Source organism: Streptomyces sp. NPDC058371 (assembly GCF_042723265.1).
Classification (GTDB): Bacteria; Actinomycetota; Actinomycetes; order Streptomycetales; family Streptomycetaceae; genus Streptomyces.
This window is the reverse complement of sequence record NZ_JBHXJC010000001.1, coordinates 1,346,186-1,370,475: the sequence shown is the minus strand read 5'-3', so window position 1 is coordinate 1,370,475 and position 24,290 is coordinate 1,346,186. Positions and strand designations below refer to the sequence as shown.

Sequence of the window (24,290 nt, the reverse complement as noted above, 5' to 3'; positions counted from 1 at the left end):
GACTCCGTGAGGCGCCGGATTGCCCCACCCTCTAGGCTGGCTGGTGCAGCTGGTTCGCCCCGTCCGCCAGGCGGGACGCGTCGCAAGAGGGAACCTGGTGGGAATCCGGGACTGCCCCGCAGCGGTGAGTGGGAACGACCGCCGTCATACGCACTGGACTCCGACGAACAGGGTCTGGGAAGCGACGGCCAGTAGGTGTCCTGTACGACGAGACGCGCCCACGAGTCCGAAGACCTGCCAACTGCCCACGTACGAACGATGCGTACGCGGACATCCCGGTGACCTCGTGGGCGGGTCGGCGTACATCTCAGACGGACGACCGCGCCTTGCCGCGCGGGGTTGTCTCCGTCGGGTTCGTCACCCCTTCGCGCTCGCGTCCTGTCGCCGGGATCTCAGGGATCCATCTCGCGAAGGAGATCTCCGTGACCACCAGGACCGCAGCCGCGGCAGCACAGGCCACCGTGTACGGCTACCCCCGCCAGGGCCCGAACCGGGAACTGAAGAAGGCGATCGAGGGCTACTGGAAGGGCCGCGTCAGCGCCGACACCCTCCGCGCGACCGCCGCCGAACTGCGCAGCACGAACTGGCAGCAGCTGGACGAGGCCGGCATCCACGAGGTGCCCACCGGCGACTTCTCGTACTACGACCACGTCCTCGACACCACCGTCATGGTGGGAGCCGTCCCCGCGCGCCACCGCGCCGCCGTCGAGGCGGACGCCCTGGACGGCTACTTCGCCATGGCCCGCGGCACCCAGGACGTGGCGCCGCTGGAGATGACGAAGTGGTTCGACACGAACTACCACTACCTCGTGCCCGAGTTGGGTCCGGACACGGTGTTCACGACCGACTCGACCAAGCAGGTCGCGGAGCTGAGCGAGGCCCTCGCCCTTGGCCTGACCGCCCGGCCCGTCCTGGTCGGCCCGGTCACCTATCTCCTGCTCGCCAAGCCCGCCCCGGGCGTGCCCGCGGACTTCGACCCGCTCGCCCTTCTCGACCGACTGCTGCCGGTGTACGCCGAGGTCCTCGCCGACCTGAGCGCCGCGGGCGCGCGGTGGGTACAGCTGGACGAGCCCGCCCTCGTCCAGGACCGCACCCCGGGCGAGCTGAACGCCGCCGCGCGTGCCTACCGCGACCTCGGTGCCCTCACCGACCGGCCGAAGCTGCTGGTCGCCTCGTACTTCGACCGGCTCGGTGACGCGCTCCCGGTGCTGGCCAAGGCTCCGGTCGACGGTCTCGCCCTCGACTTCACCGAGGCCGCCGCCGGCAACCTGGACGCCCTGGCCGCGGTGGGCGGCCTCCCCGGCAAGCGCCTCGTCGCGGGAGTGGTCAACGGCCGCAACATCTGGGTGAACGACCTGGAGAGGTCGCTGGCCACCCTCGCCACCCTGCTCGGACTGGCGGAACGGGTCGACGTGGCGGCCTCCTGCTCCCTCCTCCACGTGCCGCTCGACTCCGCCCTGGAGCGGGACATCGACCCGCAGGTGCTGAGCTGGCTCGCCTTCGCCCGCCAGAAGACGGCCGAGATCGTCACCCTCGCCAAGGGCCTCGCTGAGGGCACCGAGCCGATCACCACCGAACTCGCCGCCAACCGCGCGGCCTTGGCCTCCCGCGCGAGCTCGCCGATCACCCGCGACCCTGCCGTGCGGGCCCGCGCGGCCGCCGTCACGGAGGCCGAGGGGCGCCGCTCCCAGCCGTACGCCGAGCGGACCGCGGCCCAGCGCGCTCACCTCGGCCTGCCCCTGCTGCCGACCACCACCATCGGCTCCTTCCCCCAGACCGGCGAACTGCGTACCGCCCGCGCCGATCTCCGCGCACACCGGATCGACACGGCGGGCTACGAGGAGCGGATCAAGGCGGAGATCCAGGAAGTGATCTCCTTCCAGGAGAAGACCGGCCTGGACGTCCTCGTGCACGGCGAGGCCGAACGCAACGACATGGTCCAGTACTTCGCCGAACAGCTCACCGGCTACCTCGCCACCCAGCAGGGGTGGGTGCAGTCCTACGGCACCCGTTACGTCCGTCCGCCGGTCCTGGTCGGGGACATCTCCCGCCCCGAGCCGATGACGGTGCGCTGGACGACGTACGCCCAGTCCCTCACCTCACGCCCCGTCAAGGGCATGCTCACCGGTCCCGTCACCATGCTCGCCTGGTCCTTCGTCCGCGACGACCAGCCCCTCGGCGACACCGCCCGCCAGGTCGCCCTCGCGCTGCGCGACGAGGTGAACGACCTTGAGGCGGCCGGGAGTTCCGTGATCCAGGTCGACGAGCCCGCGCTGCGCGAGACGCTCCCGCTGCGAGCGGCCGACCACCCGGCTTACCTTGCGTGGGCCACGGAGGCCTTCCGGCTCAGCACGAGCGGCGTGCGCCCGGACACGCAGATCCACACCCACATGTGCTACGCCGAGTTCGGTGACATCGTGCAGGCCATCGACGACCTCGACGCCGACGTCATCAGCCTGGAGGCCGCCCGCTCCCACATGCAGGTCGCCCGCGAACTGGCCGCCCACAGCTACCCGCGCGAGGCCGGACCCGGCGTGTACGACATCCACTCCCCGCGCGTCCCGAGCTCCGAGGAGGCGGCCGAACTGCTCCGCAAGGGCCTTGCGGCCATCCCCGCCGAGCGGCTGTGGGTCAACCCCGACTGCGGCCTGAAGACCCGCGGCTGGCCCGAGACCCGCGCGTCACTGGAGAACCTGGTCACCGCGGCCCGCACCGTCCGCGAGGAACTCTCCGCGTCCTGACACGGCGACCGTTGGACCGGGAAGGGCGCGTTCGGCTCGGAGGTCGTCCGGATCGCCGTGCCGCACGTGCCCTTGGGCTTCAGGAGGCGTCGCGCACTGTCGCGTGCCCCTGGGCGGTGAACCCGCGCACGGCGAGAGGGCCCGCGGATGGTTCCGTGGGCCCTCTCGCCGTGCCGGTCGTGTCACTGCGGGGCGGCCACCGCCGTGCCCGCGGTCACCGTGGCCGGCTTCGGGTGCAGCAGCCGTTCGGCCAGATCGCCGAAGACGAGGCCGAAGCCTCCCCACAGGGTGATCTGCATGGCGAGGGCGGACAGCCGGAACCGCCACAGCAAGGTGGCCGGGAAGTCGCTCGGCACCTCGTTGACGGCGGGCAGGAACTCGTACGCGAGGCCGATCACGACGGCGAAGCCGAGGACGGCGACGACGGTGGCGTACCAGGTGCCCAGCTTCGGCGCGAGCCGCTTGCCCGCGATCACCGCGGCGATCGCGAGGAGCACGCTCAACAGCATCATCAGGAGGTAGAGCGTGGTCCGCTTGCCGATGGTGTCGGGGTCGCCGACCGCGGGCGGATTGGCCGGGTACTTCAGGAACGGCACGACGTACACGGCGAGCAGCGCTGTTCCCGACAGGAGCAGTGCCGTGGCCCGTGGACCGAAGCGGCCCACGCGGCCGAGCGCGAAGCAGAAGGCGAGGGCTGCGATGCCGCCGAACGCCACCCCGTAGATCAGGACACCGGTGGCGAGGCCGGCGGTGGACTGCAGGCTGCGCGAGACGAGTTCGACCTCGTGCTCGTGGGCGGGGGCGTGGGCCTCCTCGAAGCCGATCGCGCTGTCGACGTTCGGTTCGCCGAGGAAGTAGGCGACGATCAGGGCGAGCACGCCGGCGCCGAGACCGGCGAGCATGCCCCGAACGAGCAGGTTTCTCACTGTTGCGGAGTTCATGGGGTGTGCGGCGTCCCTCAGGTCAGTGGCAGGGGAAGCCGAGGAGGTGGCGGGCGTCGTGGACCCACTCGTGGACGTTCTCGCCGGAGACGACCGAGGTGGCGCCCTGCTCGGCGCCGACGAAGTAGAGCAGGACCAGCATCAGGATGCCGAAGAAGACCGCCCAGGGGGCGATCGCGCTGATCGGCAGCTTGGCGGGAATGACCGGCGTGTTCGCTGTCGGCTGGGCGACATGCTGCGCCATGGCAGGGCCTCCTCTGGGAGTTCGCGTCCCATCTCGGTGGTGCACAGGACGACGGCCCCGGGTCTGACTCGCGGTGCGCCCCCTTCCGGGGGGCACCGTCCACAGTGGCGCGACCGTGCCGGATTCTCACCGGCTTCCGTGGCTCCGTCGTCGATATCAGAGTGACCGTACCGTGTGCCGGGTGCATGGCCAATACCGCGTCACCTGGCGTGATCCCGCTCTCGCACGCCGGGTGGCCCGGATCACCTGCCACTCTCCGGTTACCGGCGGCGGAACTCGGGCGACCGCTTGTCGGCGAAGGCCGCCATGCGCTCCTTCTCCGGCGGCGTGCCCGCGCCGACCGGGCCGGGACCAGGTGGCCGGACCCCAACCGCCCTCCAGCCGCGCCTCTTCCGGGTCGCTTCGGTTCACCCCCCACAGCCCCGGACCAGGGTGAGATCCCGGAAACGAGCCGTTCACCACGCAAGAGACATCCGGGAAACACGCGGTTTCTACCGTGGCCGCCCATGGATTCGAAGTTGTATACGCAGCCGGACAGAGCCGCCGCACCGGAGTCGCCGCCTGCGCCCTCCCTGCGCGGGACTCCGTGCGCCGTGCTGCGTGCCGTCGGGCCGCGTGCCGCCGTGCTCGACCTCGACGGCGAGTTCGGACCGCGTGAATGACTTCCTCGCCCAGGGCCGGGGCGAGACGGCCGTCACCGAGCGCATCGAGATCCTGCAACCGGTCCGCGGCCGCGGCCTCGACGACGGCTGCCCGGCCGCCCCGCACGCCCGCCTCGGCGACTCGATGGCCGTAGCGCCGGGACGCGCCCGGCATGCCCTGACGCAGAAGGCCCCGCACCCCAACCGCCGCTGAAACCCCGGGACTCCGCCCCGCCCCACGACGCCCGCCCCACGACTCCCCGGATCACGAATCCCCGCCCCGCGACTCCCCGGATCACGACTCCCCGGCTGCCGACGACGCCACCGGGGGATGCCCACCGCTCACCGCATCGCACTCAGCGCCTCGCATCCCGCACCCCCGAAGGGCTGACCATGAGCGCCACACAGTCACCGCAGACGGCCGTAGAGCCCAACTCCCCGACCAGCCAGGCGACCAAGGAGACGCTGGAGGACTACACCCTCCGCTTCGCGCCGCGCAGTTACCGCCGCTGGACCCCGATGATCGTGGCGACCACCGCGCTCGGCGGCATCGCCTACATGGCCGACTTCTCCATCGGCGCCGGCATCGGTCTGGCCCACGGCACCGGCAACGCGCTCGTGGCGATCGCCGTGGCCGCGGTCGTCATTTTCGTCACCGGCTTCCCGCTGGCGTTCTACGGCGCCCGCTACAACATCGACCTGGACCTGATCACCCGCGGCTCGGGCTTCGGCTACTACGGCTCGGTCCTCACCAGCGTCATCTTCGCCAGCTTCACGTTCATCTTCTTCGCCCTCGAGGGCTCGATCATGGCCCAGGGCCTCAAGCTCGGCCTCGGACTCCCCCTGTGGCTGGGCTACGCCGTCTCCACACTGATGGTGATCCCGCTGGTCATCTACGGGATGAAGGCGCTGAGCAAACTCCAGGTGTGGACGACCCCGGTCTGGCTGCTTCTGATGGTCGCCCCGCTGGTCTACCTCATCTCCGACGACCCCGGCACCGTCGACCGCTTCCTCGCCTACGCCGGCACGGACGGCGACGGCGGCGTCAACACCGCCTCCGTCCTCCTCGGTGCCGGCGTCTGTCTCTCCCTCATCGCGCAGATCGGGGAACAGATCGACTACTTGCGCTTCATGCCGCCCAAGACCGAGGCGAACAAGCGCAGTTGGTGGACCGCGGTGGTCATGGCCGGCCCCGGCTGGGTCGTACTCGGCGCGCTCAAGCAGGCGATCGGCGTCTTCCTCGCCGTGTACATCCTGGCCAAGGTCGGACCGGACTCGGCCACCGAGCCCATCCAGCAGTTCCGTGGGGCCTTCGACACGATGATGCCGTCCTGGATGGTCATCCCCCTGGCCGTGGCACTCGTCGTGATCAGCCAGATCAAGATCAACGTGACGAACGCGTACTCCGGCTCGCTCGCGTGGACCAACTCCTTCACACGCGTCACCAGGACCTACCCCGGCCGCATGGTGTTCGTCCTGGTCAACCTGGGCTTCGCGCTGGTCCTGATGGAAGCCGACATGTTCAGCTTCCTCAACAGCATCCTGGGCTTCTACTCGAACTGCGCCATCGCCTGGGTCGTCACCGTCGCCACCGACATCGGCGTCAACAAGTACCTGCTGAAGCTCTCCCCGCTGGTCCCCGAGTTCCGTCGCGGGATGCTCCACGCGGTCAACCCGGTCGGCGTCGTCGCCTTCGTCGCCGCCTCCGGCCTGTCCATCGCCATGTACTTCCACGCCCTGGGCGACACCCTGCAGCCGTACTCCCCCGTCGCCGCGGCTGCCATCGCCTTCGTCCTCACCCCGGTGATGGCGATCGTCACCAAGGGCAAGTACTACCTGCGCCGCACCGACGACGGCATCGATGAGCCGCTGCTCGACGCGGAGGGCAACCCGAGCGCGACGACGTACGACTGCCACGTCTGCCACCAGCCGTACGAGCGCCCCGACCTGGCCGCCTGCCAGACCCACGGCTCGGTCATCTGCTCCCTGTGCCTGAGCACCGACAAGATCGGCGACCACATGCTGCCCGCGCAGCCGTCGACGGTCTGAGGCCGGCCGCCGGGCGGGGGGAACACCACCGCCCGGCCGTCCCTTCCACGATCCACCTGCTACGGGCGCGTCGGCGCCTCGACCGATCAGGGACGCCAGTACAGCGAGGGGTCGGGGTGGTCGGTGAAACCGAGTTCGCGATACAGGCCCTCGCCTTCCGCGGAGGCATACAGGTCCACTCGGGCGACGTCGCTGTCCCCGAACCAGTCGAGCAGGCCCCGCATGATCGAGCGGCTGTGACCGCGCCGCCGGTACGCGGGGTCGGTGACCACGCCGATCACGTGCCCGATCCGGCCGTTGCGCAGGTGGGGGCCGGGCAGCCGTTGCTCGATCGTGCCGATGCCACAGGCGGCGAGGCAGTCGTCGTGGTCGCCGTCCACGACGAGGATGCGCACGCCGTCCTCGGTCAGCTGTTTCCTGAGCACCACGGCCAGGGTGTCCAGCCAGTCGTCCTCCGTCGACGCGGGGTTGAAGAAGTCACCGCCGAGGTCGTCGAACAGCAGCGCCCGCAGCCGTACGAGCTCCACGAGGTCGTACTCCACCGCCTGCCGCACGGGGGATGGGTTTCCAATGCGTTGTTGCATGCCGACCAGGCTGATGTAATGACCTTGTGCACCTCAACCCTTACGGCGCGGATGCCGTGAACCTGGCCGCGGACCTGGCCAACCGGCCCCCTGTCGACGCCGAGGAACTCGCGGACCGCTGCCGTGCCGCCGGACTCGTGCTGGAGCGGCCGGTCACCTCGGGGGACCTCGCTCGCACCCTGGACGCGCTGGAGGCATGGGAAAAGGTCGTCGACGCCGCCGACGAACACGAGCGCGCCGAGTTGCTCAACCGGATGCTGGCGGAGGCCGCCGCCTTCCCGCGGATGACCAACCACTCCGGCAGCGGCTGGCACCTCCACTACCGCGACGACCGGAAACCGCTCGCCGCCGTGCTGTTCTCGCTGATCTCCGTAGGCACGGCGCTGCACCTCGCGGGCCGCGGAATGCACCGCCTCCGGCGTTGCGCCGTGACCGAGTGCACCACGATCTTCGCCGACACCTCCCGCACGGGGCGACAGCGCTACTGCTCCCAACTCTGCGCGAACCGTGACGCGGTCCGCCGCCATCGCGCGCGCAGCACGGCAACCGCCTCCTGAACCACGCTTCCCGGGCCGGTCGGCTGAGCCGGCCCTCCTGAGCCGCCCCTGCCGACCGGCCCGGTTCGCCCGGGAAGGGAGCGGGCGGCGGGGTCCAGGCACCCGCCGGGGTTACAGGTCAGGACGGGGGCGCCGGGTCCGACGCACCTGCTCCCAGCCGTCAACACGTGGTCGGCTCAGGCGAACCGTGCCGGAAACCTTGACAGGGGCCAGAGGAGACAGCAGCCTTTGGCAACGTTGTCATCCCATCAATCTCAGAGGTCACTTCATCCCCTCTGGTCTGGATTGGACCCACCGCACATGTCGACTCAGCCGCCCCGCCCTTCCCGTCGCCTGGTCCTGACCGGCGGTTCAACTCTGCTGGCAGGTTTCGGACTCGGCGTCACGCTCCCCCTGAGCAGCTACGCGGCCACAGAGTCGGGGTCCACCGGCGCACGGGGTGAACTCGCCGCCTACCGCCCGATATCCGTGTCGTCCACCGACTACGCGCCCACGCCGGGCGAGTTCGTCGTGGACAAGGTCAGCTCCGTGGGCGTGAAGGGCACCGGCTGGCGTGCCGCCGACGGTGATCCGCAGTGGATCGCGGTGGATCTTCAAGCCGACTGTACGGTCGACTCCGTACGGCTCACCTTCGAGGCGAAGTTGGACGACCCGGTCTTCGTGCCGTCCACCGGCGGCAATCCCCGGGACCGCACAACAGGGCAGGAGATCCTGTCCAGTTGCGCGGTGGACTTCGTCGTCGAGACCTCCCGGGATCACCACGCGTGGATCACCGTCCACCGGACCACGTCCGGCAAGGGCGGCGTCGTGGAGATCACTCTGGACGAACCGGTCACGGCGCGCTGGGTGCGGATGACGGTGACCAAGCGCTCCAACGCCAACCCGCTGGGCCTCAACGGCTTCGAGGTCTACGGCTCCGCACCGGGACATCGCCCGTCGGCCACCGGCTGGACCGACTGGGGCACCCACGACCACCGGGCGCCCGCGCTCAGGACGGCCGCCGACGGCACGGTCCCGCTGGAGTCCGGCTGGACGCTGACCATGGACGACTGGGCCGGCGGGGAAGGCGCGCAGCTGTCCCGGCCGGACGTGGACACGAGCCGCTGGCTGCCGGCGACCGTCCCGGGGACGGTACTGGCCTCCCTGGTGGACCAGGGCCATCTGCCGGACCCCGTCGCCGGGCTCAACAACCTGCACATTCCGGAGGCTCTGTCCCGGCACTCGTGGTGGTACCGGCGCGGTTTCGCGCTGCCGCGCGGTCTGCGGACGGGTGCGGGCCGGCACGTCTGGCTGGAGTTCGACGGCGTCAACCACACCGCGGAGATCTGGCTCAACGGGCAGAAGGTGGGCGGTCTGACGTACCCCTTCGCTCGTTCCTCCCACGACGTGACGAAGGTGCTCACCAGCAGCGGCGAGCAGGCCCTGGCCGTCAGGATCACCCCCATGCCCTTCCCCGGCAGCCCGGGCGACAAGGGCCCGGCCGGGCTCGCCTTCGTGGACGCCGGCGCCACCATGATGAACCAGAACTCGCCGACGTATCTGGCCGCTTCCGGCTGGGACTGGATGCCGGCGGTGCGCGACCGCGTCTCCGGCATCTGGAACCACGTGCGGCTGCGCTCGACCGGCCACGCGGTGATCGGCGACCCCCGGGTGGACACGAAGCTCCCCGATCTGCCGGACACCTCCAGCGCCGAGGTGACGATCGTGGTGCCGGTGCGCAACGCCGACTCGGCGAGCAGACGCGTCACCGTCTCGGCGGCCTTCGACGGCGTACGGGTCTCCCGGACGGTCACGATCGCCGGCGGCGAGAACGTCGACGTCACCTTCGCGCCGTCCACATATGCCTCGTTGCGGCTGCGCGACCCCAAGTTGTGGTGGCCCAACGGCTACGGCAGGCCTGACCTGCACGACCTCACGCTGACCGCCTCGGTCGAGGGCCAGGAGAGCGATCGCCGCACCACGCGCTTCGGGATCAGGCAGTTCGGCTACGAGTACGCGGTGCCGCTGCCGTTCGGCGGGAGCAGTGACCGGTACACGCAGCCGGTGCCCCTCGGTGCACAGAAGGCGCGGTATGTGCGCGTCAAGTGCCGGACCAGGGCCACGGATTGGGGGTTCTCGTTGTGGAGCCTCGCGGTGGTCGACAGCACCTCGGCGGGTACGGACCTGGCCCTGCACAAGACGGCCACCGCCTCCACCGAGGACTCCTCGAACAGCGCGGCCAAGGCCACCGACGGCGACGCCGGGTCCCGTTGGTCCTCCGCCTTCGAGGACGACCAGTGGATCCAGGTGGACCTCGGGTCCGTCGTCTCCTTCGACCGGGTCGACCTGACCTGGGAGCAGGCGTACGCCAAGACGTTCGTCGTGCAGGTCTCCAGTGACGGCTCGGCCTGGACCGACACCGGGACGGTGGACAACGGCGCGGTTCCGCTGCCGTTCAACAGCGGTGCCGCGAGCCTGCAGACGGTGGACTTCACTGCCCGCACCGCCCGGTACGTACGGCTCAACTGCGGTGCCCGGGCCACCAGTTGGGGCACCTCACTGTGGACCCTTTCGGTGGTCGACAGCTCCTCCCCCGGTACCGACCTGGCCCTGCACAAGACGGCCACCGCCTCCACGCAGGATTCCGGGAACCCCGCCTCCCATGCCACCGACGGCAACCCCAACTCCCGTTGGTCCTCGGAGTATCAGGACGACCAGTGGATCCGGGTGGACCTGGGCTCGTCCGTCTCCTTCGACCGGGTCGCGGTCGTCTGGGAGCAGGCGTACCCGAAGACGTACGTCATCCAGGTGTCCGACGACGGCGACACCTGGACCGATGTGAAGTCGGTGGACAACACTCCGGAACCGCTGAAGATCAGCGTCAACGGCGTCCGCGTCTTCTGCCGCGGCGGCAACTGGGGCTGGGACGAGCTGCTGCGCCGGATGCCGGCCGCCCGGATGGACGCGGCGGTGCGGATGCACCGCGACATGAACTTCACCATGATCCGTAACTGGGTGGCGTCCAGCAACCGGGAGGAGTTCTTCGCCAGTTGCGACGAGCACGGCCTGCTGGTGTGGAACGACTTCCCCAACGCCTGGGCGATGGACCCGCCGGACCACAAGGCGTACAACGACCTGGCCCGGGACACCGTACGGCGCTATCGCATCCATCCCAGCGTCGTCATCTGGTGCGGGGCCAACGAGGGCAATCCGCCCGAGGCGATCAACACCGGTATGGGCGAGGCGGTCCGGGCCGAGGCACCCGACGTCTTCTACCAGAACAACTCTGCGGGCGGCATCGTCACCGGCGGCGGGCCCTACGGCTGGACGGAGCCCGACCGATACTTCTCCGCTTCCACCTACGGGAGCGGCAACTTCGGCTTCCACACAGAGATCGGCATGCCCGTGGTGTCCACGGCGGAGAGCATGCGCAACCTGGTCGGCGACGAGCCGGAGTGGCCGATCGGCGGCGCCTGGCTCTACCACGACTGGAGCACGCGGGGTAACCAGGCTCCCCAGAACTACCGGGCCGCCATCGAGACCCGGCTCGGCACCGCCAAGGACCTCGACGACTTCACGCGCAAGGCGCAGTTCGTCAACTATGAGAACGCCCGCGCCATGTTCGAGGCGTGGAACCAGCACCTGTGGAAGGACGCCAGCGGCCTCATGCTCTGGATGTCCCACCCGGCGTGGCACAGCACCGTGTGGCAGACCTACGACTACGACTTCGACGTCAACGGCATGTACTACGGGTCCCGTGCGGCGTGCGAACCCGTGCACGTCCAGGCCGACGCGCAGAACTGGCGGGTCATCGCGGTCAACCACACCCCGCGAGCGCTCAAGGCCGTGACGGTCACCGCGCGCGCGTACGACCTGGGCGGGAAGCAGCTCGGCTCCACGCGGCGCACCACGGTGGACGTCGCCTCCTCCACCACCGAGGAGGCGTTCACCGCCGCGTTCACGGACTCGCTGCCGGACTTCCACCTGCTGCGCCTCAGCCTGAAGGACAGCCGGGGCGTACTTCTGTCGGAGAACACGTACTGGCGCTATCGGCAGGCCTCCGACATGAAGGCTCTCAACACGGCCAGGTCCGTGAAGGTCTCCGCCGACATCGGCCCGGTGCGGCGCCAGGGAACGCGCCGCACGGCTACCGCGAGGATCCACAACCGCGGCTCCGCCGTCGCGGCGATGGTGCGGCTGTCCCTGCGCGACGGCAAGAGCGGCGACCGGGTGCTGCCGACGCTGTACGGCGACAACTATCTGTGGCTGCTCCCTGACGAGTCACGCGAGGTCACCCTCTCCTGGCCGGCCGAGGCTCTCCCTTCGGGCAGGCCCGGGCTACGGGTCGAGGGCCACAACGTGCCGCGGGTGGTGGCCCGTTCGTAGCGATGACGGCAGGACTGACCAGCGGCGGCTCGCCCATCGGCGGCTGCCGCTGCCCAGCGAGGTTCAGCTCCCGGTCGCAATGGCTATAAAGACATTGCGTGATGTCACCATCGGGGGGGTGGAGATGGAGCAGCTCAAGGCTCTGGAGCCGAAGCGGATGGGTGCCGCGTTCCGTCCCACCGAACCCCTCAACTACCGCGGGGCGATGCGACGTGTACGTCGGCTGCCGGAGCGTCGTCGGGGCGCGGCGCGCCTGCTGATCCGACTGATCTACTGGCCGCTGACCGCCAAGACCAAGATTCTGCTGGTCAGCCTCGCGTTCTCGGTCACGTTACTGGGGCTGGCCCAGGCGGATGGAGTACTGGGCGCACCGGCCGACGCGGACAAACGGTGGGCACTGGACTACCTGTTCTCCGACAACACCGAACTGAGCGGCGTCAGTCTCACCCTCCTCCAGGACCTGGCCGGACTGGTCGTGCTGGCGGTCGTCTTCATCACGCCCGTCTTCTGTTGCCAGCAGGTGCAGGCCATCGCCGACTTCGTGTCGATGAACGAGCGCAACAGAGGCGCGCACCAGCTGACTCGGCACCAGATACGCCGGCTCAATCGCCTGATCTCCGGAGCCAACAGCTGGTTTCGCGTGCTCGGCCTCAAGACCGTGTCCGCCGGCATCATGGTGGCCATGGCCATCGGCACGACCTCGCTGTACGCCTTCGTCAACACCCATGGTCTCCTGGAGACTTGGAACCCGACCGAGCTTCCCGACTCCGTCTGGCGTTCGGAGGTCTACGCCGGCTGGTGGGCCAACTGGCACACCCATCCCCGGCTGGCGATCGCCTTGTGCACCGCCGGCACGTACGCCTTCTACTTCCTCGCCAAGCAACTGATCATGGGCGTCGTCTTCACCGTCTACCTCTACCGGTCCGAAGCGCTCGGCTTCGGAGTGACACCGGACATGGAGTTCGACAGCGACGGCTTCCACGGGCTGCGCCCGCTGCGCCAGTTCATGTTGTGGACCTACGGCTCGGCGCTGGCACACATGACCGGCCTGCTGATCCTGTTCACGGTCTGGCTGCCGGCCGCATCGTGGATGGTGTTCATCGTGCTGGGCGTGATGGTGGTGGACATGTTCGTCATCGTCTATCCCTCCTCGATCGGCTATCACTCCGCGCTCACCGTGAAAAAGGACTACGTCAAAGAGCTGCACCAACGACTCCCCCGCGACGAGTGCGACGCGGCGACAGCACAGGTCTGGGCCGATCCGGTGCTGCCCGTCACGACACGCAAGGCGATGACCGGAATCACCCTCTACCTGCTGGTCCCTGCGATCCCCGCCCTGATTCCGCTGCTCTTCCAGCGACTCTGACCGTCGGGCGGCGGTGACTGCACCTCGTCGCGGACCTCATGAACGGTGCAGCACCTACTTGGTCACCTTCCCGATCGCCCTCACCCTGCGGTCGAACTCCCGGTTGAGCAGCGGCATCAGCACACTCCCGAACCGCGCCAGCACCCGTGTGCCCGTGTCGGGGCAGATCACGAAGCGCCGCCGCTCGATGCCGGCCACGACCGCGGCCGCGACCTTCTCCGCGGTCAGCGGCTTGATGGTGCCGCCGATCGCCCGGGTCTGCGCCGGCTTCCACTGGTTCTCCTCGGCGAGCTGCGGGGTGTCCACGTCCGGCGGGAAGACCACACCGACATGCACCCCGTGCGGTACGAGTTCCGCCCGCACCGACTCCATCAGCCCCCGTACCGCGAACTTTGCCGGCCCGTAAGCGCTGTAGCCGAAAATCCCGAGCAGCGCGGCGGCGGACGACACCGCGACCACACTGCCCCGCCCGCGCTCCACCATGCCCGGCACGACGGCCCGCAGGGCGTACAGCGTCCCGAAGTAGTCGACCTCGATCATCTGCCGGAAGATCTCGTCGGGCAGCTCCAGGAAATGCCCGGGCCGGGCCAGCCCCGCCGAGGTGATCAGGATGTCGCAGGGCTGCTCCCGCTCCTCCTCCAGCTCCGCGATGGCGCGGGTGACGGCTGCGCGATCGGCCACGTCGGCCACCCGGGCGGCGGCCGACACGTCCTTGGCCGCCGCCTCCAGACGCGCCCGCCCCCGCGCTATCAGCGACACCTTCGCGCCCCGCCCGGCCAGTAGCCGGGCCGTGGCAAGACCTATGCCACTGGACCCTCCGGTCACGACCACGTGCGCCGAACCGATCTCCACAGGCCGTGCACTCCTTGGGGTCATGCCCTGGAGGGTAGCGACTGGCGACGCCGGACGACCCTGGTCGGAGGCGGCCTCCGGAGCGTGACGGGCGCGGGCGGGGAGCGTCCCTTCTCCGTCGGGGAGTCGAGGTGAACGGCCGTGGGCCTGACCGATCCGGCACACGGATCGGCCGGGCCCTGCCCGCGACGGGCCCACCCTCGGGGCTCCTCGGCAGCGGGTCACGGAGCGAGGAGTCCGTCAGCCCGGTTCTGTCGGTCCGGCCCCCGGGTCAGTGCACGTGACTGCGGAAGTATGAGGTGATCCCGGACCAGGTCAGGGACGTGTCGTCGGTCGAGGTGACGGGTGAGCAGTTCTTCGACGACTGGATGGTCTGCGCCGGGTACGGGGGGTCCAGCGCGCCGGCGAGGAACAGGAAGTGGTTCTGCCCGTGCATGGTGTCGAAGGTGACATCCGCGCACACCGACGTCAGGGCGTCGACGAGGATTTCGCTCTCGTAGTGCGGCACGGCCGTGTCGGCGTCACCGTGCACTATGTAGTACGGCGGCAGTTTGCCGGCCGAGGTGATGTACGTGATCGGGTTCGCCCGCTCGACCGTGGATGCCGGGCACGCGCTCAGGCCCTGGGTGCAGCCGAGGTAGCGCGACTCGCCCGACGACGGAGGATCGTGCTTCGAGGACTTGTCGTCGTAGAGGTGGGAGTCCATCTCCAGGAAGTCCGTCGGGCCCATCCCGTCGAAGACCGCCTGCACACAGCTGGATCCCTTGGTCACCCCCGCGGTGTTCTGCAGCGAGCTCACCCCGCAGGTCGCGCCGGCCAGCGCAGCGAGCTGACCGCCGGCGGACTCGCCCATCAGGCCGATGTTCCCGCTGAGGCGGTACTTGCCCTTGACCGAACGCAGATACCGGACGGCCGCGTTCACGTCGTAGATCTGCTGCGGGAAGACCGCGGTGCCGGTCAGGGTGTAGTTGATGCTCGCCACCGCGAAGCCCTCGGACAGCAGGGTGTCCCAGCCCTTCTGGGACGTCAGTTCACTCTTGTTCCCGCCGGACCAGCCGCCCCCGTGCACGTACACGACCAGGGGCGTCGGACGGGAGGTCTTCTTCGGCACATACAGGTCGAGGACCTGCTGACTGTTGCCGCCCGCGACATAGGCGAGGTCGGAGTAGGTGCCGTAGCCGATACCGGCCGCCGTGGTCGAGGTGGCTTCGGGGGTCGGCAGGCTCGCTCCGGCGATGGGACTCGCCTCTGCGCCCGAGGCCATGAGCGTCGCCGCTCCTAAGGCGATGGTCGCGGCGAGCAGGACCGTTCTCCGTAGGAAAGTCGGCAGGGAGGTGGGCATCTCTGAGTGCTCCGGGGGGTGTTGGAGGGGGCGTCGGGCTTGCTGAGGACGCCTTGAACATGCCGGTGGCGAGGCAGGCCACCGGCATTCACCTGACTGCGGAGACCGCGTCTCCGCGCGGAGACTGTATCTCCGCTTCCTGTGGACCGGAAGCCGTTCCGCAGTCTCGAAGCCGGCGAAAACCGTCCGGCGCCTCGGGGTGACGATGTGTCAGCACTGCCGGGCGGCCGCGGTGTTGCAGGTGGCGGGCAGGACGCCGTGGCCGACGCCGGTACGCAGATCACCGTGCCGGGGCCCGAACCCGATCAAGGGCCCCGCATCTCCCGGCAGTAGCATGCGCTGGACGATCCGACATCTTCCGGAAGGCGGGACGATAGGCATGGCGGAGCCCGCTGAGCCCGGCAGGGCGCCGCTGCGGCGCGATGCCGACCTGAACCGAAGCCGCCTGATCGCCGCCGGCCGCGAGGTGTTCCGCGACCGAGGTCTGGGCGCGACCCTCGACGACGTCGCCCGCCACGCGGGGCTCGGTGTGGGGACGGCCTACCGGCGCTTCGCCAACAAGGAAGAGCTCGTCGACGCCGTCTTCGAGGACATGATCGACCGCGTCGAGGCGTCCGCCCGGGAAGCCGTCACCGACCCCGACCCGTGGCACGGGCTGGCCACCAGCCTGGAGAAGGTGTGCGAACTCCAGGCGCACGACCGGGGGTTGCGCGAGGTCATGCTCGGCACCGGCAAGGCCGCACAGCGACACGCCCTCGTCGGGCGTCGGGTCAAGCCCTTGGTCGATCAGCTGGTCGCCCGAGCCAAGGAGCAGGGAACGCTACGAGCCGACGCGGAGCCCGTGGACCTCCCGATGATCCAGCTGATGGTGGCAGCGGTCACCGACCGCACCGGCGAGCCCGACCTGTGGCGGCGCTACCTGCGGCTGCTGCTGGACGGGATGCGCACACAGCCGGAGGGCGCGGACCCGCTGCCCCCGGGACCGGCGTTCCGCAGGCCCGGCCCCGGCCGGGGACCCGGTGAGGGCCCCGCGGGCGAGAGGCCCCCGGGTCCCTGAAGGTCGGTCGGCGCAGCCGTCGTTCGACAGGTGCCGACTACGGCCCCACCGACCGGCGCACGCTCTGGGTGTTGCCATGCATGACGCCGACGACACCGGCCAAGGCCCAGGCGATCCGGCGCAGTTGGGTGGAAGCCACCTCCCAGCACTGAACCGCGCGCCAAGCAGCGGCAGCCGCCGAACCGGGACCGCGGGCTGCTGTCCAGGGAGCAGCAGCCCGCGGCGAACAGGGGACGGACCGGGGACGTCCTGGTCCCGGCCCGTCCCGGACCTCACCCGTAGCAGAGTCCGTCGCAGGCCCAGGTCCAGAGCTTTCCGCAGCCGCTGGAGTCGTACTCGCAGGTGTTCTGTACGTAGACGCAGCCGCTGTTGATGCAGTAGTCGCTGAAGACGTTGCACTCGCAGTCGGGCAGGGCCAGAGCCTCGGCCGGGCCCAGTGTGGCGAGCAGCGCCCGTGCCGAGGTGGCGCCGAAGGCGGCAACGGCGCGGGCGTCGAGGTCGGGCGCCTCCTCGGCGCCCCGCCGTCCGCGCTCGAACTCGAACGTCGACACCTTCGACGCGAGCGCGTGTGCCTGTTCCACGACGGAGGCCTGCCCGGGCGTGAGGCCTTGGTGATCGGCACGGAACCGCTCGATGTGCTCGACCCAGAGGGCACTGCGCGCCTTCGCGGGCAACGCCGCGAAAACCGCCCGGCGGTGAGCGAGCGGCAGCGCGGCCACATCGCCGTAGCGGGTCGGCAGCCTGTCGGCGTGCGCGCGCACCCACTCACGCGCCGTCGCCTGGTCCTTGCCCTGTGCGAAGGCCGGCGTCGTCCCCTTCAGCAGGACGGCGGCGGCCACCGCAACGCCTCCGCCCAGCCGCAGGAACTGCGCGCGCCCCATCAGGGCTCGGCCACCCGTACTCGCCTTCGCACCCTCGGCGCGCGCCTGCCCGAGGGCTCGCAGTACCGCCAGCGTGGAGCGCGGTCCCAGCCGTCGGGCGAGCGGCAGGGCGATTCCGGCCCCCGTCCAGGCCTTGACCCGAGCATCGTCCCCCTTGCTCCTGCCGCCCTCGGCGCGACGCACGGCCAGCAGCGTCGGCGCCCAGGGCGCGTCCCGGCCCAGAGCCCGTTCCCGCCAGTCGCGTACGTCCTGGCGTCCGAGCGGGACCACTTCCAGCTTGCCGTCGCACGCCCCGAAGACGATCGACGAGATGGTGCGACACGCGCCGCAGGAGCTGTCGAAGGCCAGCATCCAGCGCACCCGGGAATTGTCCATGGCGAACACTCCTGTCCTCCGCGTCGCGGCTCGGCGGCGCGGTCGCCGTCATCAGTCGTAACAGAGGCCGTTGCACGGGTAGATGTAGAGGCTTCCGCAGCCGGTACTGGTGTGGTGGCAGCCGTCGTCGACGCAGTCACCGGACCAGCCGCAGTACACGTCGACCTTGTTGCACTCGCAGTTGGGCGCCGGCGCCCAGGCGTCCGCCGCGGGGCCGAGGACGGCCAGCATCGCCCGTGCTTCGTCGACTCCGAACGTCTCGCGCGCGGTCCGGCCGAGTTCCGTGAGCTCGGCGGGCGGCTCGCCCTCGAACGTCGCCGGGTCCGCGGCGAGGTCCAACGCCCGGTCCACGACGCGGTGTTGTGCCGCGGTCAGTTCCGGCCTGCTGCTCTTGAAGCGCCGCAGATGTTCGGCCCACAGGCCGCTGCGGGTCTTCGCCGGCAGCGCTTCGTGGATGGCCCGCCGGTAGCTCAGCGGGTACGCCACCACGTCGTCGTAGGTCGTGGGGAGTTCGGCGCGATGCGTGAGCACCCAACGGCTCGCGGCCTCGTGCTCGTTCTCGGCGAAGGCCGGGGTGCTGCCGCGGATGATCAGACCGGCGGCGACCGACAGCCCCGCGCACGCGCGCAGGAACTGCGCCCGCCCGAGCGTCCGTCCGGTGGCCGGCCGGCCCTGATGGTGGCCGGCGTCCGCCCTGCGGAGTTCGCCGAGGGCGCGCAGGACCCGGATGGTGGAGCGGGGGCCGAGGCGCCGCACGAGCGGCACCGTCATCGCGGCGCCGGCCCAGGCCCGCACCTGACCGGCGTCCATGCGGAGCAGCGTCGGAGTCCAGGGAGCGTCCGTCCCGAGTGCCGACTCCCGCCAGCCCCACACCCGTTCGTCGTCCAGCGGCAGCACTTCGAGCTTGCCGTCGCAGGCATGAAAAACTGCGCTGGAGATCTTGCGACAGGTCGCACACGACCCGTCGAACGCGAGGACCCAACGCGGGTCCGGTCCGTCCATGGCGACATCCCCTCTGTCGGCCGGTGTCATCGGCGTGCTGAGGCAGAGTGTGGACGGCGTGCGAGACCGGCGCACCACGTTTCGAACGCCTTCGAAACGTACCCGCGAGAACTCGCCGCGGGATCAGGACACGGAGGGGTTGGTCCACATCGTGCCGGGTGAGCGCCGTGTACGCCGAGGCGAGTAGTCGGTGTTACTCCCGGTGTCAGACGACCTCGCCGCTCCCGCCCGGCACGGTGTCTCGTATGAAACTGAGCCGTCCCGCCCGCCGGGCCTCCCTCGTCGTTCATGTATCCGCCTCGGCGGCCTGGCTCGGGCTCACACTCGGACTGCTCGCGCTCGGCGTCACCGCGGCCACCACCGGGTCCGCGGTGACCGTGGAGGCCTCCGTCCGAGCCATGAAGCTCTTCGCCGACTGGCTCCTGCTTCCCGTCGCGTTCGCCACGTTCGTCAGCGGCATGGTGCTGTCCCTGGGCACCCCGTGGGGACTGGCGAGGTATCGCTGGGTCTACACGAAGTTCTGGCTGACGCTGGCCACGACGACCGCCACGGTCTTCGCGTTGCGCCAGGGGGTGAACGCCGCGGTCGCGGCCGTCGCCGCGGGCGAGTCACTCCCCGACACCGGCGACATCCTTTTCGCGCCGATCGTCTCGCTGTCCGCCTACGTCTTCATGACGGTGATCTCGGTCCTCAAGCCCTGGGGACCGACCAAGCGCGGCCGCAACCAGCGCGCGTCCGCCTCCGCCCGCAGGCGGGTCGACGCCGGTCGCACCCGTCAACCAGCCTGACCTGCCCGTGTGTTGGGCTCACATCTCACGGAGCTCCACCACGGTCACTCCGTAGAATCGACGGTCATGGTTGATCTCTACCCTCCGACCGGTCCCTACGACTCCGGATTTCTCGACGCCGGAGACGGCAACCGCATCTACTACGAGCAGCTCGGCAGTCCTGAAGGCAAGCCCGCTCTCCATGTCCACGGCGGCCCGGGGTCGGGCGCACCACGGCGGCCGACGAGGGCCTGGGACCCCGAGTGCTACCGCGTCATCCGCTTCGACCAGCGCAACTGCGGTCGCAGCACCCCGCACGCCGGCGACCCGGCGACGGACATGAGCCTGAACACGACGCAACACCTGATCGACGACATGGAACGGCTGCGCCAACACCTCGGTATCGAGAGGTGGTTGCTGAACGGCGTCTCCTGGGGCTCGACGCTCGCCCTGGCCTACGCGCAACAGCACCCCGAGCGGGTCAGCGAGATCGTCATCCAGGCGGTGACCACGACCCGCCGCACCGAGAGCGACTGGCTCTACCGGGGCGCCGGGAGGTTCTACCCCGAAGCATGGGACCGGTTCCGCGACGGCGTCCCCGAGGACGAGCGGGACGGCGACCTCCTCGCGGCCTACGCACGGCTGATGGAGAACCCTGACCGGACGATCCGGGAGAAGGCAGCGGCCACCTGGCTCGCCTGGGAAGACGCGGTCATCTCGGACGAGCCCAACGGCGTGCCCGGCATGTACAGCGATCGCGAGGTCGACGCACAGATCGCGTTCGTACGGATCTGCGCCCACTTCTTCAGCAACGGGGCGTGGCTGGAGAAGGACCAACTGCTGCGCGACGCCCACAAGCTGGCCGGAATCCCAGCCGTGCTGATCCACGGCCGCCACGACATGGGCAGCCCGGTACAGACGGCATGGGAACTGGCGAAGGCATGGCCGGACGCACGACTCCACATCTTCGAGGACTCCGGGCACGCCGGTAGCGAGGCGATGCAGGAGACGGTCCGGGCAGCCATCGAGGAGTTCAAGGAACGGTGACCCCCCGGTCAGTCCGTCCTCATCCCTTGGTTTGCCCGGGAATCACGCGATGCTGCTCCACTCAAGGTCCAGCTGCCATGCCCGGCGCCTGGCCAGGCGGACGCGGACGAGTGCATAGAAGGTGACGACCAGCACCGCGGTTCCCGTGGCCGCCAGGGCGCCGAGGGTCAGGGCTCGGGACTGCGTCTGGACCGGCTGCATGAAGTCCTTGCGCAGGTCGCCCTTCTCGTCGAGCCAGACGGTGGTGCGACTGCCGGACGGGCTGTTGGGCCTCACCCAGGCGAATCCACTGTGCCGGTGTCCGTCGGCGTCATGCCACTGAACAGCGGCCTCCACCCGGTTGACGTTGTTCGTTTCCGAGGGAGTTGTGGGCGGCGGCGCTTTCGCAGTGAGGGTGGCGGAGACGGAGTGCCAGCCGGCGGGAGGTCGGGATGCGGACGCCGCGACGCTCATTCCCGTGACCACGCCGACCACGGGTGCACCGATCGCCAGCAGCAGGATCGAGAGGAGGAAAGTCCAGGCCTGGACACGGTCGCTGCCGCGCCGGAGGGGGTTTCGGCGCCAGCGCCAGAACCGCACGCTCGTACTCATGGCCGGACCCCTTCTCGCAGACACCTCGCTGACGAACTCCCGCTGTCGGGAAGGGGCCTCATCATGGCAGTCGCGCGGCGCTCGGCGATGGCAGTCGCCGCAGCCGGCACCCGCGAGCCGGTCCGGGGATGGCGCCGACCGCAGTGAGGGGGCAGGGGCTTGGCGCCCCCGTGCCGTTCAGCCGCCCTCGGGGCGGAGGGCGGCTGAGCGACAACTGCCCCCGGGGCGGGGGGTCTTCTGATCAGCCGGAGTGAGGAGGCGCCGACACGGGCCGGGCGGAGCGCGGGCTCCGACGTGCCGTGCGGCTGCGGAGCGGCTGCGTCGTGCGCGTCAGCGACAGGGGGACCTGCCGTACCGCTCCAGCGTGACGCGGGGCGCCGCGCCTGTCCTTCGGGTCCGCGGGGTGACGAATTCCCTGCCCCTTCCCAGGCGTGAGCACAGCGTGAGCGGACACTCGGACTGCCCTCTCGCACGTTCATGACCATCACATCCAGCGTCAATTGCCCTAGCTTAACATTGCATGATGCAAAGATAAATAGTGGGCCGGAGCGAGGGGTTCCACAAAGTGCAGAGTCGACCACGCCTTGCGGCCCGACCCTCAGCCGCGTGCGACGAGCACGCCGGCCGGCTGCCGGCACGTCGGCCACGATGGGGAGCACGTCAGCCCGCGATGGGGCTGCCACAGCCCAGACAGGTGACCGGAGGCGCCGTGTCGGCGAACCGTCCGCACTCGGGGCACACCCGTTCCATCCAGCAAGCGGCGTCGCCCCCTTCCGTCTCCCGCCTCACACGGACCACCGCCCGTCGCAACTCCTGCGCCAGGATGTCCTCATGGCCTCCTCGGGCGTCGCGAACAGCCACCTGCAGGACGAGCGGCCCCTCTGCCGCCAGCCGAACAAGGCGCTGCAGGGCTTGGGCGCGATCGAGCTCCCCGAGCTCCGCCCTGTAACGGCATTCGAAGTCGGCGAACTTCGCCCGCTCGTCGCCGTACCAGCGAGAGAGCGCGGCGGAGGGAGCGAGCACCGGCATCCACTCGCTCGGGTGGGCTGCGCCGACGATCGGCGCCTCGGGCAGCGTCCGTTCGACGAGGATCCTCGCGCCAGGGACCGGCAGCGGGTGGCCGTAGCTCTCGATGCTGATCATTGGCTCACCCGCGCTCCTTTCGTTCACGCCCATGCGGTCGCCGGGGCCCAAGTCGTCACGCAACGCGATGGCTCCGATGCACCACGCCACCGTGATGTCTCAATGATGGTGCATATTTTGCCTACAGCAAAGGTTTGCCCGGGCGGCGCCTCCGTATTCCCGGCTGTCGTAACTCATCACAGCAAGCTGACAAGGCCGTTCGCCGCAGGGCGCGTTCCGCTCCGGGCGACGGCTCAAGCCGGGAGGCATCATGGGCATTTGGCGGAACAAGGCCGGCACCCTCTTCGTCGGCGGCGGAGTCGCCCTGACCCTCGGCGCACTCGTCTACCCGGCCATGCTCGGCGTACAGAACACGACCAGTTCCCCGTCGCGCGTCATCGCCAACACCCCTTCCGGCCCGCTGACCGAGGCCGACCGTGACTTCGTCGTCAAGGTGCGCGCGGCCGGGCTCTGGGAGTACCCCGTGGGCCAGCTGGCACTGAAGAAGGGCACCACCGCGGCGGTCCGGTCCGCAGGCCAGCATCTGGTCGACGGCCACTCCGGACTCGACGCCACCTGCCGCAAGATCGCGCCCCAACTGGGCGTCACCCTGCCCAATCTGGCGTCCCCTCAGCAACAGGGCTTCGTATCCACGCTGTCCTCGGACAGCGGGAAGCAGTTCGACACCGACTTCGCCAACATCCTGCGCGTCACCCACGGCCAGATCTTCTCGACGGTCGCCAAGATTCGCGCCACCACCGAGAACAGCCTGGTCCGAGCCCTGGCCGACCAGGCCAACGACACCGTCCTCGACCACATCACCGTGATGGAGAAGACCGGTCTTGTGGACTTCGGCACGGTCCTCTTCAAGGAGACGACTCCGCCGAAGCTGCCTGCCAGTGACCTCACCCCGCCCCCGCCGCCGCCCGGGGAGCCGATCCTCGTCCTCACCCCGTCCCCCGGCGCTCCCTCGGCTTCCCCGACCACCACCCCGACGGTGGGCTGACCAACGTTCCTGCCCCGGAAGGCGGCTGCAGGGCCTACGGGCCACCGCCCTGTACGCCGAGGAGATGCCGTTCACCCCAGCGGATGCGGTTCCAGATCATCCGCCTCCGGGGCGGGCGGCTCTCCGCCGGCCTCGTTGAAGGCGTTCAGCGCGTCGATCAGCGCCAGCCGCTGATCCGGGGCGAGCCTCTCGACGATCGCCGCGATCTCCGCGCGCCGTCGCGCCATGACCTCCTCGACGGACCGGCGGCCGTCCTCGGTGAGCTTCAGCATCGTCTCGCGGCGGTTGCCCGGGTTGGTCTGCCGGTCCACCAGACCGTTGGCGATCAGCCGGTCCACCATCCGCATGGCCGTCGACGGCGCGACCTGGAGCTGCTCGGCGAGGGAGACCAGCTTGCTGGCGCCGTGCGCCGACAGCACCACCAGCATCCGCATCTGCGGCAGCGTCACGCGCTCCTCGACCTCGGCCAGCGACCGCGCGGACACGGCGACCAGCAGCCGGGACGCTGTCAGGACCGCACGGGCCACCGCATCCACATCGTCCACGCCCCCCGAGGAGACCTCGCGCTCAGCCATGACCCCTTTCTACCGCGTCGCCCTCCCCGCACTCCCCCACGAGCGGTCGACGGCGCCCACCGAGTCGTCGGACCTCTGCGTCATTCACCCCCCTGATTCGTGACGTGCACCGACGGCGCCGTACCCGAGGCCCCGATGCGGCGGGCGCCCGCCGCCCCACTGGGGGTGACGGGGTGCCCGACTGG

At 70.0% G+C, this 24,290-nt stretch carries 22 protein-coding genes and 2 riboswitches; of the genes, 11 read left to right on the top strand and 11 right to left on the bottom strand.

Going from position 1 to position 24,290, the window contains the following annotated elements:
* Positions 1 to 33: 33 nt before the first annotated feature.
* A riboswitch (cobalamin riboswitch) is annotated at positions 34 to 257 on the top strand.
* Positions 258 to 422: 165 nt separating this feature from the next.
* Positions 423 to 2,741 (top strand): 5-methyltetrahydropteroyltriglutamate--homocysteine S-methyltransferase, encoded by a 2,319-nt coding sequence (gene metE / locus ACFWM2_RS05965; RefSeq protein ID WP_383273427.1) that lies wholly within the window; start codon positions 423 to 425, stop codon positions 2,739 to 2,741.
* Between the two features lie 182 nt (positions 2,742 to 2,923).
* Here metE and ACFWM2_RS05960 read toward each other — a convergent pair whose 3' ends face one another.
* Together ACFWM2_RS05960 and ACFWM2_RS05955 are read right to left on the bottom strand one after the other, a co-directional pair.
* On the bottom strand, positions 2,924 to 3,682 hold the full coding sequence (locus tag ACFWM2_RS05960) for a CbtA family protein (protein WP_383273425.1): 759 nt from the start codon (positions 3,680 to 3,682) through the stop codon (positions 2,924 to 2,926).
* A 22-nt stretch (positions 3,683 to 3,704) separates the two neighbouring features.
* Positions 3,705 to 3,926 carry a CbtB-domain containing protein gene (locus tag ACFWM2_RS05955; protein ID WP_383273423.1) on the bottom strand — a complete coding sequence of 74 codons (222 nt, stop codon included), beginning with the start codon at positions 3,924 to 3,926 and terminating at the stop codon, positions 3,705 to 3,707.
* Between the two features lie 61 nt (positions 3,927 to 3,987).
* Positions 3,988 to 4,064: riboswitch (cobalamin riboswitch) on the bottom strand.
* A 368-nt stretch (positions 4,065 to 4,432) separates the two neighbouring features.
* Here ACFWM2_RS05955 and ACFWM2_RS05950 point away from each other — a divergent pair.
* The 3 genes from ACFWM2_RS05950 to ACFWM2_RS05940 all read left to right on the top strand — a co-directional run bounded on the left by ACFWM2_RS05950 (position 4,433) and on the right by ACFWM2_RS05940 (position 6,616).
* Positions 4,433 to 4,588, top strand: a complete 156-nt coding sequence (locus tag ACFWM2_RS05950) for a hypothetical protein (protein WP_383273421.1) — start codon at positions 4,433 to 4,435, stop codon at positions 4,586 to 4,588.
* The gene (locus ACFWM2_RS05945) at positions 4,581 to 4,781 is read left to right on the top strand and encodes a hypothetical protein (protein WP_383273419.1); all 201 of its coding nucleotides are present in this window, start codon (positions 4,581 to 4,583) and stop codon (positions 4,779 to 4,781) included. Before ACFWM2_RS05950 ends, ACFWM2_RS05945 begins: the two co-directional genes overlap by 8 nt.
* Positions 4,782 to 4,960: 179 nt before the next feature.
* The gene (locus tag ACFWM2_RS05940; protein ID WP_383273417.1) at positions 4,961 to 6,616 is read left to right on the top strand and encodes an allantoin permease; all 1,656 of its coding nucleotides are present in this window, start codon (positions 4,961 to 4,963) and stop codon (positions 6,614 to 6,616) included.
* An 86-nt stretch (positions 6,617 to 6,702) separates the two neighbouring features.
* Here the strand turns inward: ACFWM2_RS05940 and ACFWM2_RS05935 are convergent, their stop codons facing one another.
* A complete protein-coding gene (locus ACFWM2_RS05935; RefSeq protein ID WP_383273415.1) occupies positions 6,703 to 7,170 on the bottom strand; it encodes a GNAT family N-acetyltransferase in 468 nt (155 codons plus the stop codon).
* A 56-nt stretch (positions 7,171 to 7,226) separates the two neighbouring features.
* On the opposite strand from ACFWM2_RS05935, the gene ACFWM2_RS05930 reads away from it, so the two are divergent.
* From ACFWM2_RS05930 to ACFWM2_RS05920, 3 genes are all read left to right on the top strand, one after another.
* On the top strand, positions 7,227 to 7,757 hold the full coding sequence (locus ACFWM2_RS05930; RefSeq protein ID WP_383273413.1) for a CGNR zinc finger domain-containing protein: 531 nt from the start codon (positions 7,227 to 7,229) through the stop codon (positions 7,755 to 7,757).
* Positions 7,758 to 8,057: 300 nt separating this feature from the next.
* Positions 8,058 to 12,122 carry a discoidin domain-containing protein gene (locus tag ACFWM2_RS05925; protein WP_383273411.1) on the top strand — a complete coding sequence of 1,355 codons (4,065 nt, stop codon included), beginning with the start codon at positions 8,058 to 8,060 and terminating at the stop codon, positions 12,120 to 12,122.
* Positions 12,123 to 12,240: 118 nt separating this feature from the next.
* On the top strand, positions 12,241 to 13,488 hold the full coding sequence (locus ACFWM2_RS05920; protein WP_383273409.1) for a hypothetical protein: 1,248 nt from the start codon (positions 12,241 to 12,243) through the stop codon (positions 13,486 to 13,488).
* A 54-nt stretch (positions 13,489 to 13,542) separates the two neighbouring features.
* Here the strand turns inward: ACFWM2_RS05920 and ACFWM2_RS05915 are convergent, their stop codons facing one another.
* The 3 genes from ACFWM2_RS05915 to ACFWM2_RS05905 form a co-directional block, all read right to left on the bottom strand.
* Complete coding sequence (locus tag ACFWM2_RS05915) at positions 13,543 to 14,364, bottom strand: SDR family NAD(P)-dependent oxidoreductase (protein WP_383273407.1); 822 nt, start codon at positions 14,362 to 14,364, stop codon at positions 13,543 to 13,545.
* Between the two features lie 247 nt (positions 14,365 to 14,611).
* On the bottom strand, positions 14,612 to 15,604 hold the full coding sequence (locus ACFWM2_RS05910; RefSeq protein WP_383273405.1) for an alpha/beta hydrolase fold domain-containing protein: 993 nt from the start codon (positions 15,602 to 15,604) through the stop codon (positions 14,612 to 14,614).
* A gap of 288 nt (positions 15,605 to 15,892) precedes the next feature.
* Complete coding sequence (locus tag ACFWM2_RS05905) at positions 15,893 to 16,018, bottom strand: hypothetical protein (RefSeq protein ID WP_383273403.1); 126 nt, start codon at positions 16,016 to 16,018, stop codon at positions 15,893 to 15,895.
* A 43-nt stretch (positions 16,019 to 16,061) separates the two neighbouring features.
* Between ACFWM2_RS05905 and ACFWM2_RS05900 the strand changes: the two genes are divergently transcribed.
* Positions 16,062 to 16,739, top strand: coding sequence for a TetR/AcrR family transcriptional regulator (locus ACFWM2_RS05900; RefSeq protein ID WP_383273401.1), 678 nt, complete (start codon positions 16,062 to 16,064; stop codon positions 16,737 to 16,739).
* A gap of 272 nt (positions 16,740 to 17,011) precedes the next feature.
* Here the strand turns inward: ACFWM2_RS05900 and ACFWM2_RS05895 are convergent, their stop codons facing one another.
* Positions 17,012 to 17,995, bottom strand: coding sequence for a bacteriocin fulvocin C-related protein (locus ACFWM2_RS05895; protein WP_383273399.1), 984 nt, complete (start codon positions 17,993 to 17,995; stop codon positions 17,012 to 17,014).
* Positions 17,996 to 18,046: 51 nt separating this feature from the next.
* On the bottom strand, positions 18,047 to 18,997 hold the full coding sequence (locus ACFWM2_RS05890; RefSeq protein ID WP_383273397.1) for a bacteriocin fulvocin C-related protein: 951 nt from the start codon (positions 18,995 to 18,997) through the stop codon (positions 18,047 to 18,049).
* Between the two features lie 245 nt (positions 18,998 to 19,242).
* Here ACFWM2_RS05890 and ACFWM2_RS05885 point away from each other — a divergent pair, with 245 nt between their 5' ends.
* Both ACFWM2_RS05885 and pip read left to right on the top strand, forming a co-directional pair.
* Positions 19,243 to 19,785, top strand: a complete 543-nt coding sequence (locus tag ACFWM2_RS05885; RefSeq protein WP_383273395.1) for a DUF2269 domain-containing protein — start codon at positions 19,243 to 19,245, stop codon at positions 19,783 to 19,785.
* A gap of 66 nt (positions 19,786 to 19,851) precedes the next feature.
* Entirely contained in the window at positions 19,852 to 20,811 is a 960-nt protein-coding gene (gene pip / locus ACFWM2_RS05880; protein ID WP_383273393.1) for a prolyl aminopeptidase, read from the top strand.
* 42 nt (positions 20,812 to 20,853) lie between these two features.
* Here the strand turns inward: pip and ACFWM2_RS05875 are convergent, their stop codons facing one another.
* Both ACFWM2_RS05875 and ACFWM2_RS05870 read right to left on the bottom strand, forming a co-directional pair.
* Positions 20,854 to 21,402, bottom strand: coding sequence for a hypothetical protein (locus ACFWM2_RS05875; RefSeq protein ID WP_383273391.1), 549 nt, complete (start codon positions 21,400 to 21,402; stop codon positions 20,854 to 20,856).
* A 660-nt stretch (positions 21,403 to 22,062) separates the two neighbouring features.
* The gene (locus tag ACFWM2_RS05870) at positions 22,063 to 22,545 is read right to left on the bottom strand and encodes a DUF488 domain-containing protein (protein ID WP_383273389.1); all 483 of its coding nucleotides are present in this window, start codon (positions 22,543 to 22,545) and stop codon (positions 22,063 to 22,065) included.
* Between the two features lie 250 nt (positions 22,546 to 22,795).
* Between ACFWM2_RS05870 and ACFWM2_RS05865 the strand changes: the two genes are divergently transcribed.
* Positions 22,796 to 23,530 (top strand): DUF4142 domain-containing protein, encoded by a 735-nt coding sequence (locus ACFWM2_RS05865; protein ID WP_383273387.1) that lies wholly within the window; start codon positions 22,796 to 22,798, stop codon positions 23,528 to 23,530.
* A 71-nt stretch (positions 23,531 to 23,601) separates the two neighbouring features.
* Here the strand turns inward: ACFWM2_RS05865 and ACFWM2_RS05860 are convergent, their stop codons facing one another.
* Positions 23,602 to 24,105, bottom strand: a complete 504-nt coding sequence (locus tag ACFWM2_RS05860; RefSeq protein WP_383273385.1) for a MarR family winged helix-turn-helix transcriptional regulator — start codon at positions 24,103 to 24,105, stop codon at positions 23,602 to 23,604.
* Positions 24,106 to 24,290 lie beyond the last annotated feature (185 nt).

Bases quoted from the DNA above. Each gene is read 5' to 3' on its own strand.
- ACFWM2_RS05960 (WP_383273425.1), bottom strand. From the start codon at position 3,682: ATGAACTCCGCAACAGTGAGAAACCTGCTCGTTCGGGGCATGCTCGCC.
- ACFWM2_RS05955 (WP_383273423.1), bottom strand. From the start codon at position 3,926: ATGGCGCAGCATGTCGCCCAGCCGACAGCGAACACGCCGGTCATTCCC.
- ACFWM2_RS05950 (WP_383273421.1), top strand. From the start codon at position 4,433: ATGGATTCGAAGTTGTATACGCAGCCGGACAGAGCCGCCGCACCGGAG.
- ACFWM2_RS05940 (WP_383273417.1), top strand. From the start codon at position 4,961: ATGAGCGCCACACAGTCACCGCAGACGGCCGTAGAGCCCAACTCCCCG.
- ACFWM2_RS05925 (WP_383273411.1), top strand. From the start codon at position 8,058: ATGTCGACTCAGCCGCCCCGCCCTTCCCGTCGCCTGGTCCTGACCGGC.
- ACFWM2_RS05915 (WP_383273407.1), bottom strand. From the start codon at position 14,364: ATGACCCCAAGGAGTGCACGGCCTGTGGAGATCGGTTCGGCGCACGTG.
- ACFWM2_RS05910 (WP_383273405.1), bottom strand. From the start codon at position 15,604: ATGGCCTCGGGCGCAGAGGCGAGTCCCATCGCCGGAGCGAGCCTGCCG.
- ACFWM2_RS05905 (WP_383273403.1), bottom strand. From the start codon at position 16,018: ATGCTACTGCCGGGAGATGCGGGGCCCTTGATCGGGTTCGGGCCCCGG.
- ACFWM2_RS05900 (WP_383273401.1), top strand. From the start codon at position 16,062: ATGGCGGAGCCCGCTGAGCCCGGCAGGGCGCCGCTGCGGCGCGATGCC.
- ACFWM2_RS05895 (WP_383273399.1), bottom strand. From the start codon at position 17,995: ATGGACAATTCCCGGGTGCGCTGGATGCTGGCCTTCGACAGCTCCTGC.
- ACFWM2_RS05890 (WP_383273397.1), bottom strand. From the start codon at position 18,997: ATGGACGGACCGGACCCGCGTTGGGTCCTCGCGTTCGACGGGTCGTGT.
- ACFWM2_RS05885 (WP_383273395.1), top strand. From the start codon at position 19,243: ATGAAACTGAGCCGTCCCGCCCGCCGGGCCTCCCTCGTCGTTCATGTA.
- pip (WP_383273393.1), top strand. From the start codon at position 19,852: ATGGTTGATCTCTACCCTCCGACCGGTCCCTACGACTCCGGATTTCTC.
- ACFWM2_RS05875 (WP_383273391.1), bottom strand. From the start codon at position 21,402: ATGAGTACGAGCGTGCGGTTCTGGCGCTGGCGCCGAAACCCCCTCCGG.
- ACFWM2_RS05870 (WP_383273389.1), bottom strand. From the start codon at position 22,545: ATGATCAGCATCGAGAGCTACGGCCACCCGCTGCCGGTCCCTGGCGCG.
- ACFWM2_RS05865 (WP_383273387.1), top strand. From the start codon at position 22,796: ATGGGCATTTGGCGGAACAAGGCCGGCACCCTCTTCGTCGGCGGCGGA.
- ACFWM2_RS05860 (WP_383273385.1), bottom strand. From the start codon at position 24,105: ATGGCTGAGCGCGAGGTCTCCTCGGGGGGCGTGGACGATGTGGATGCG.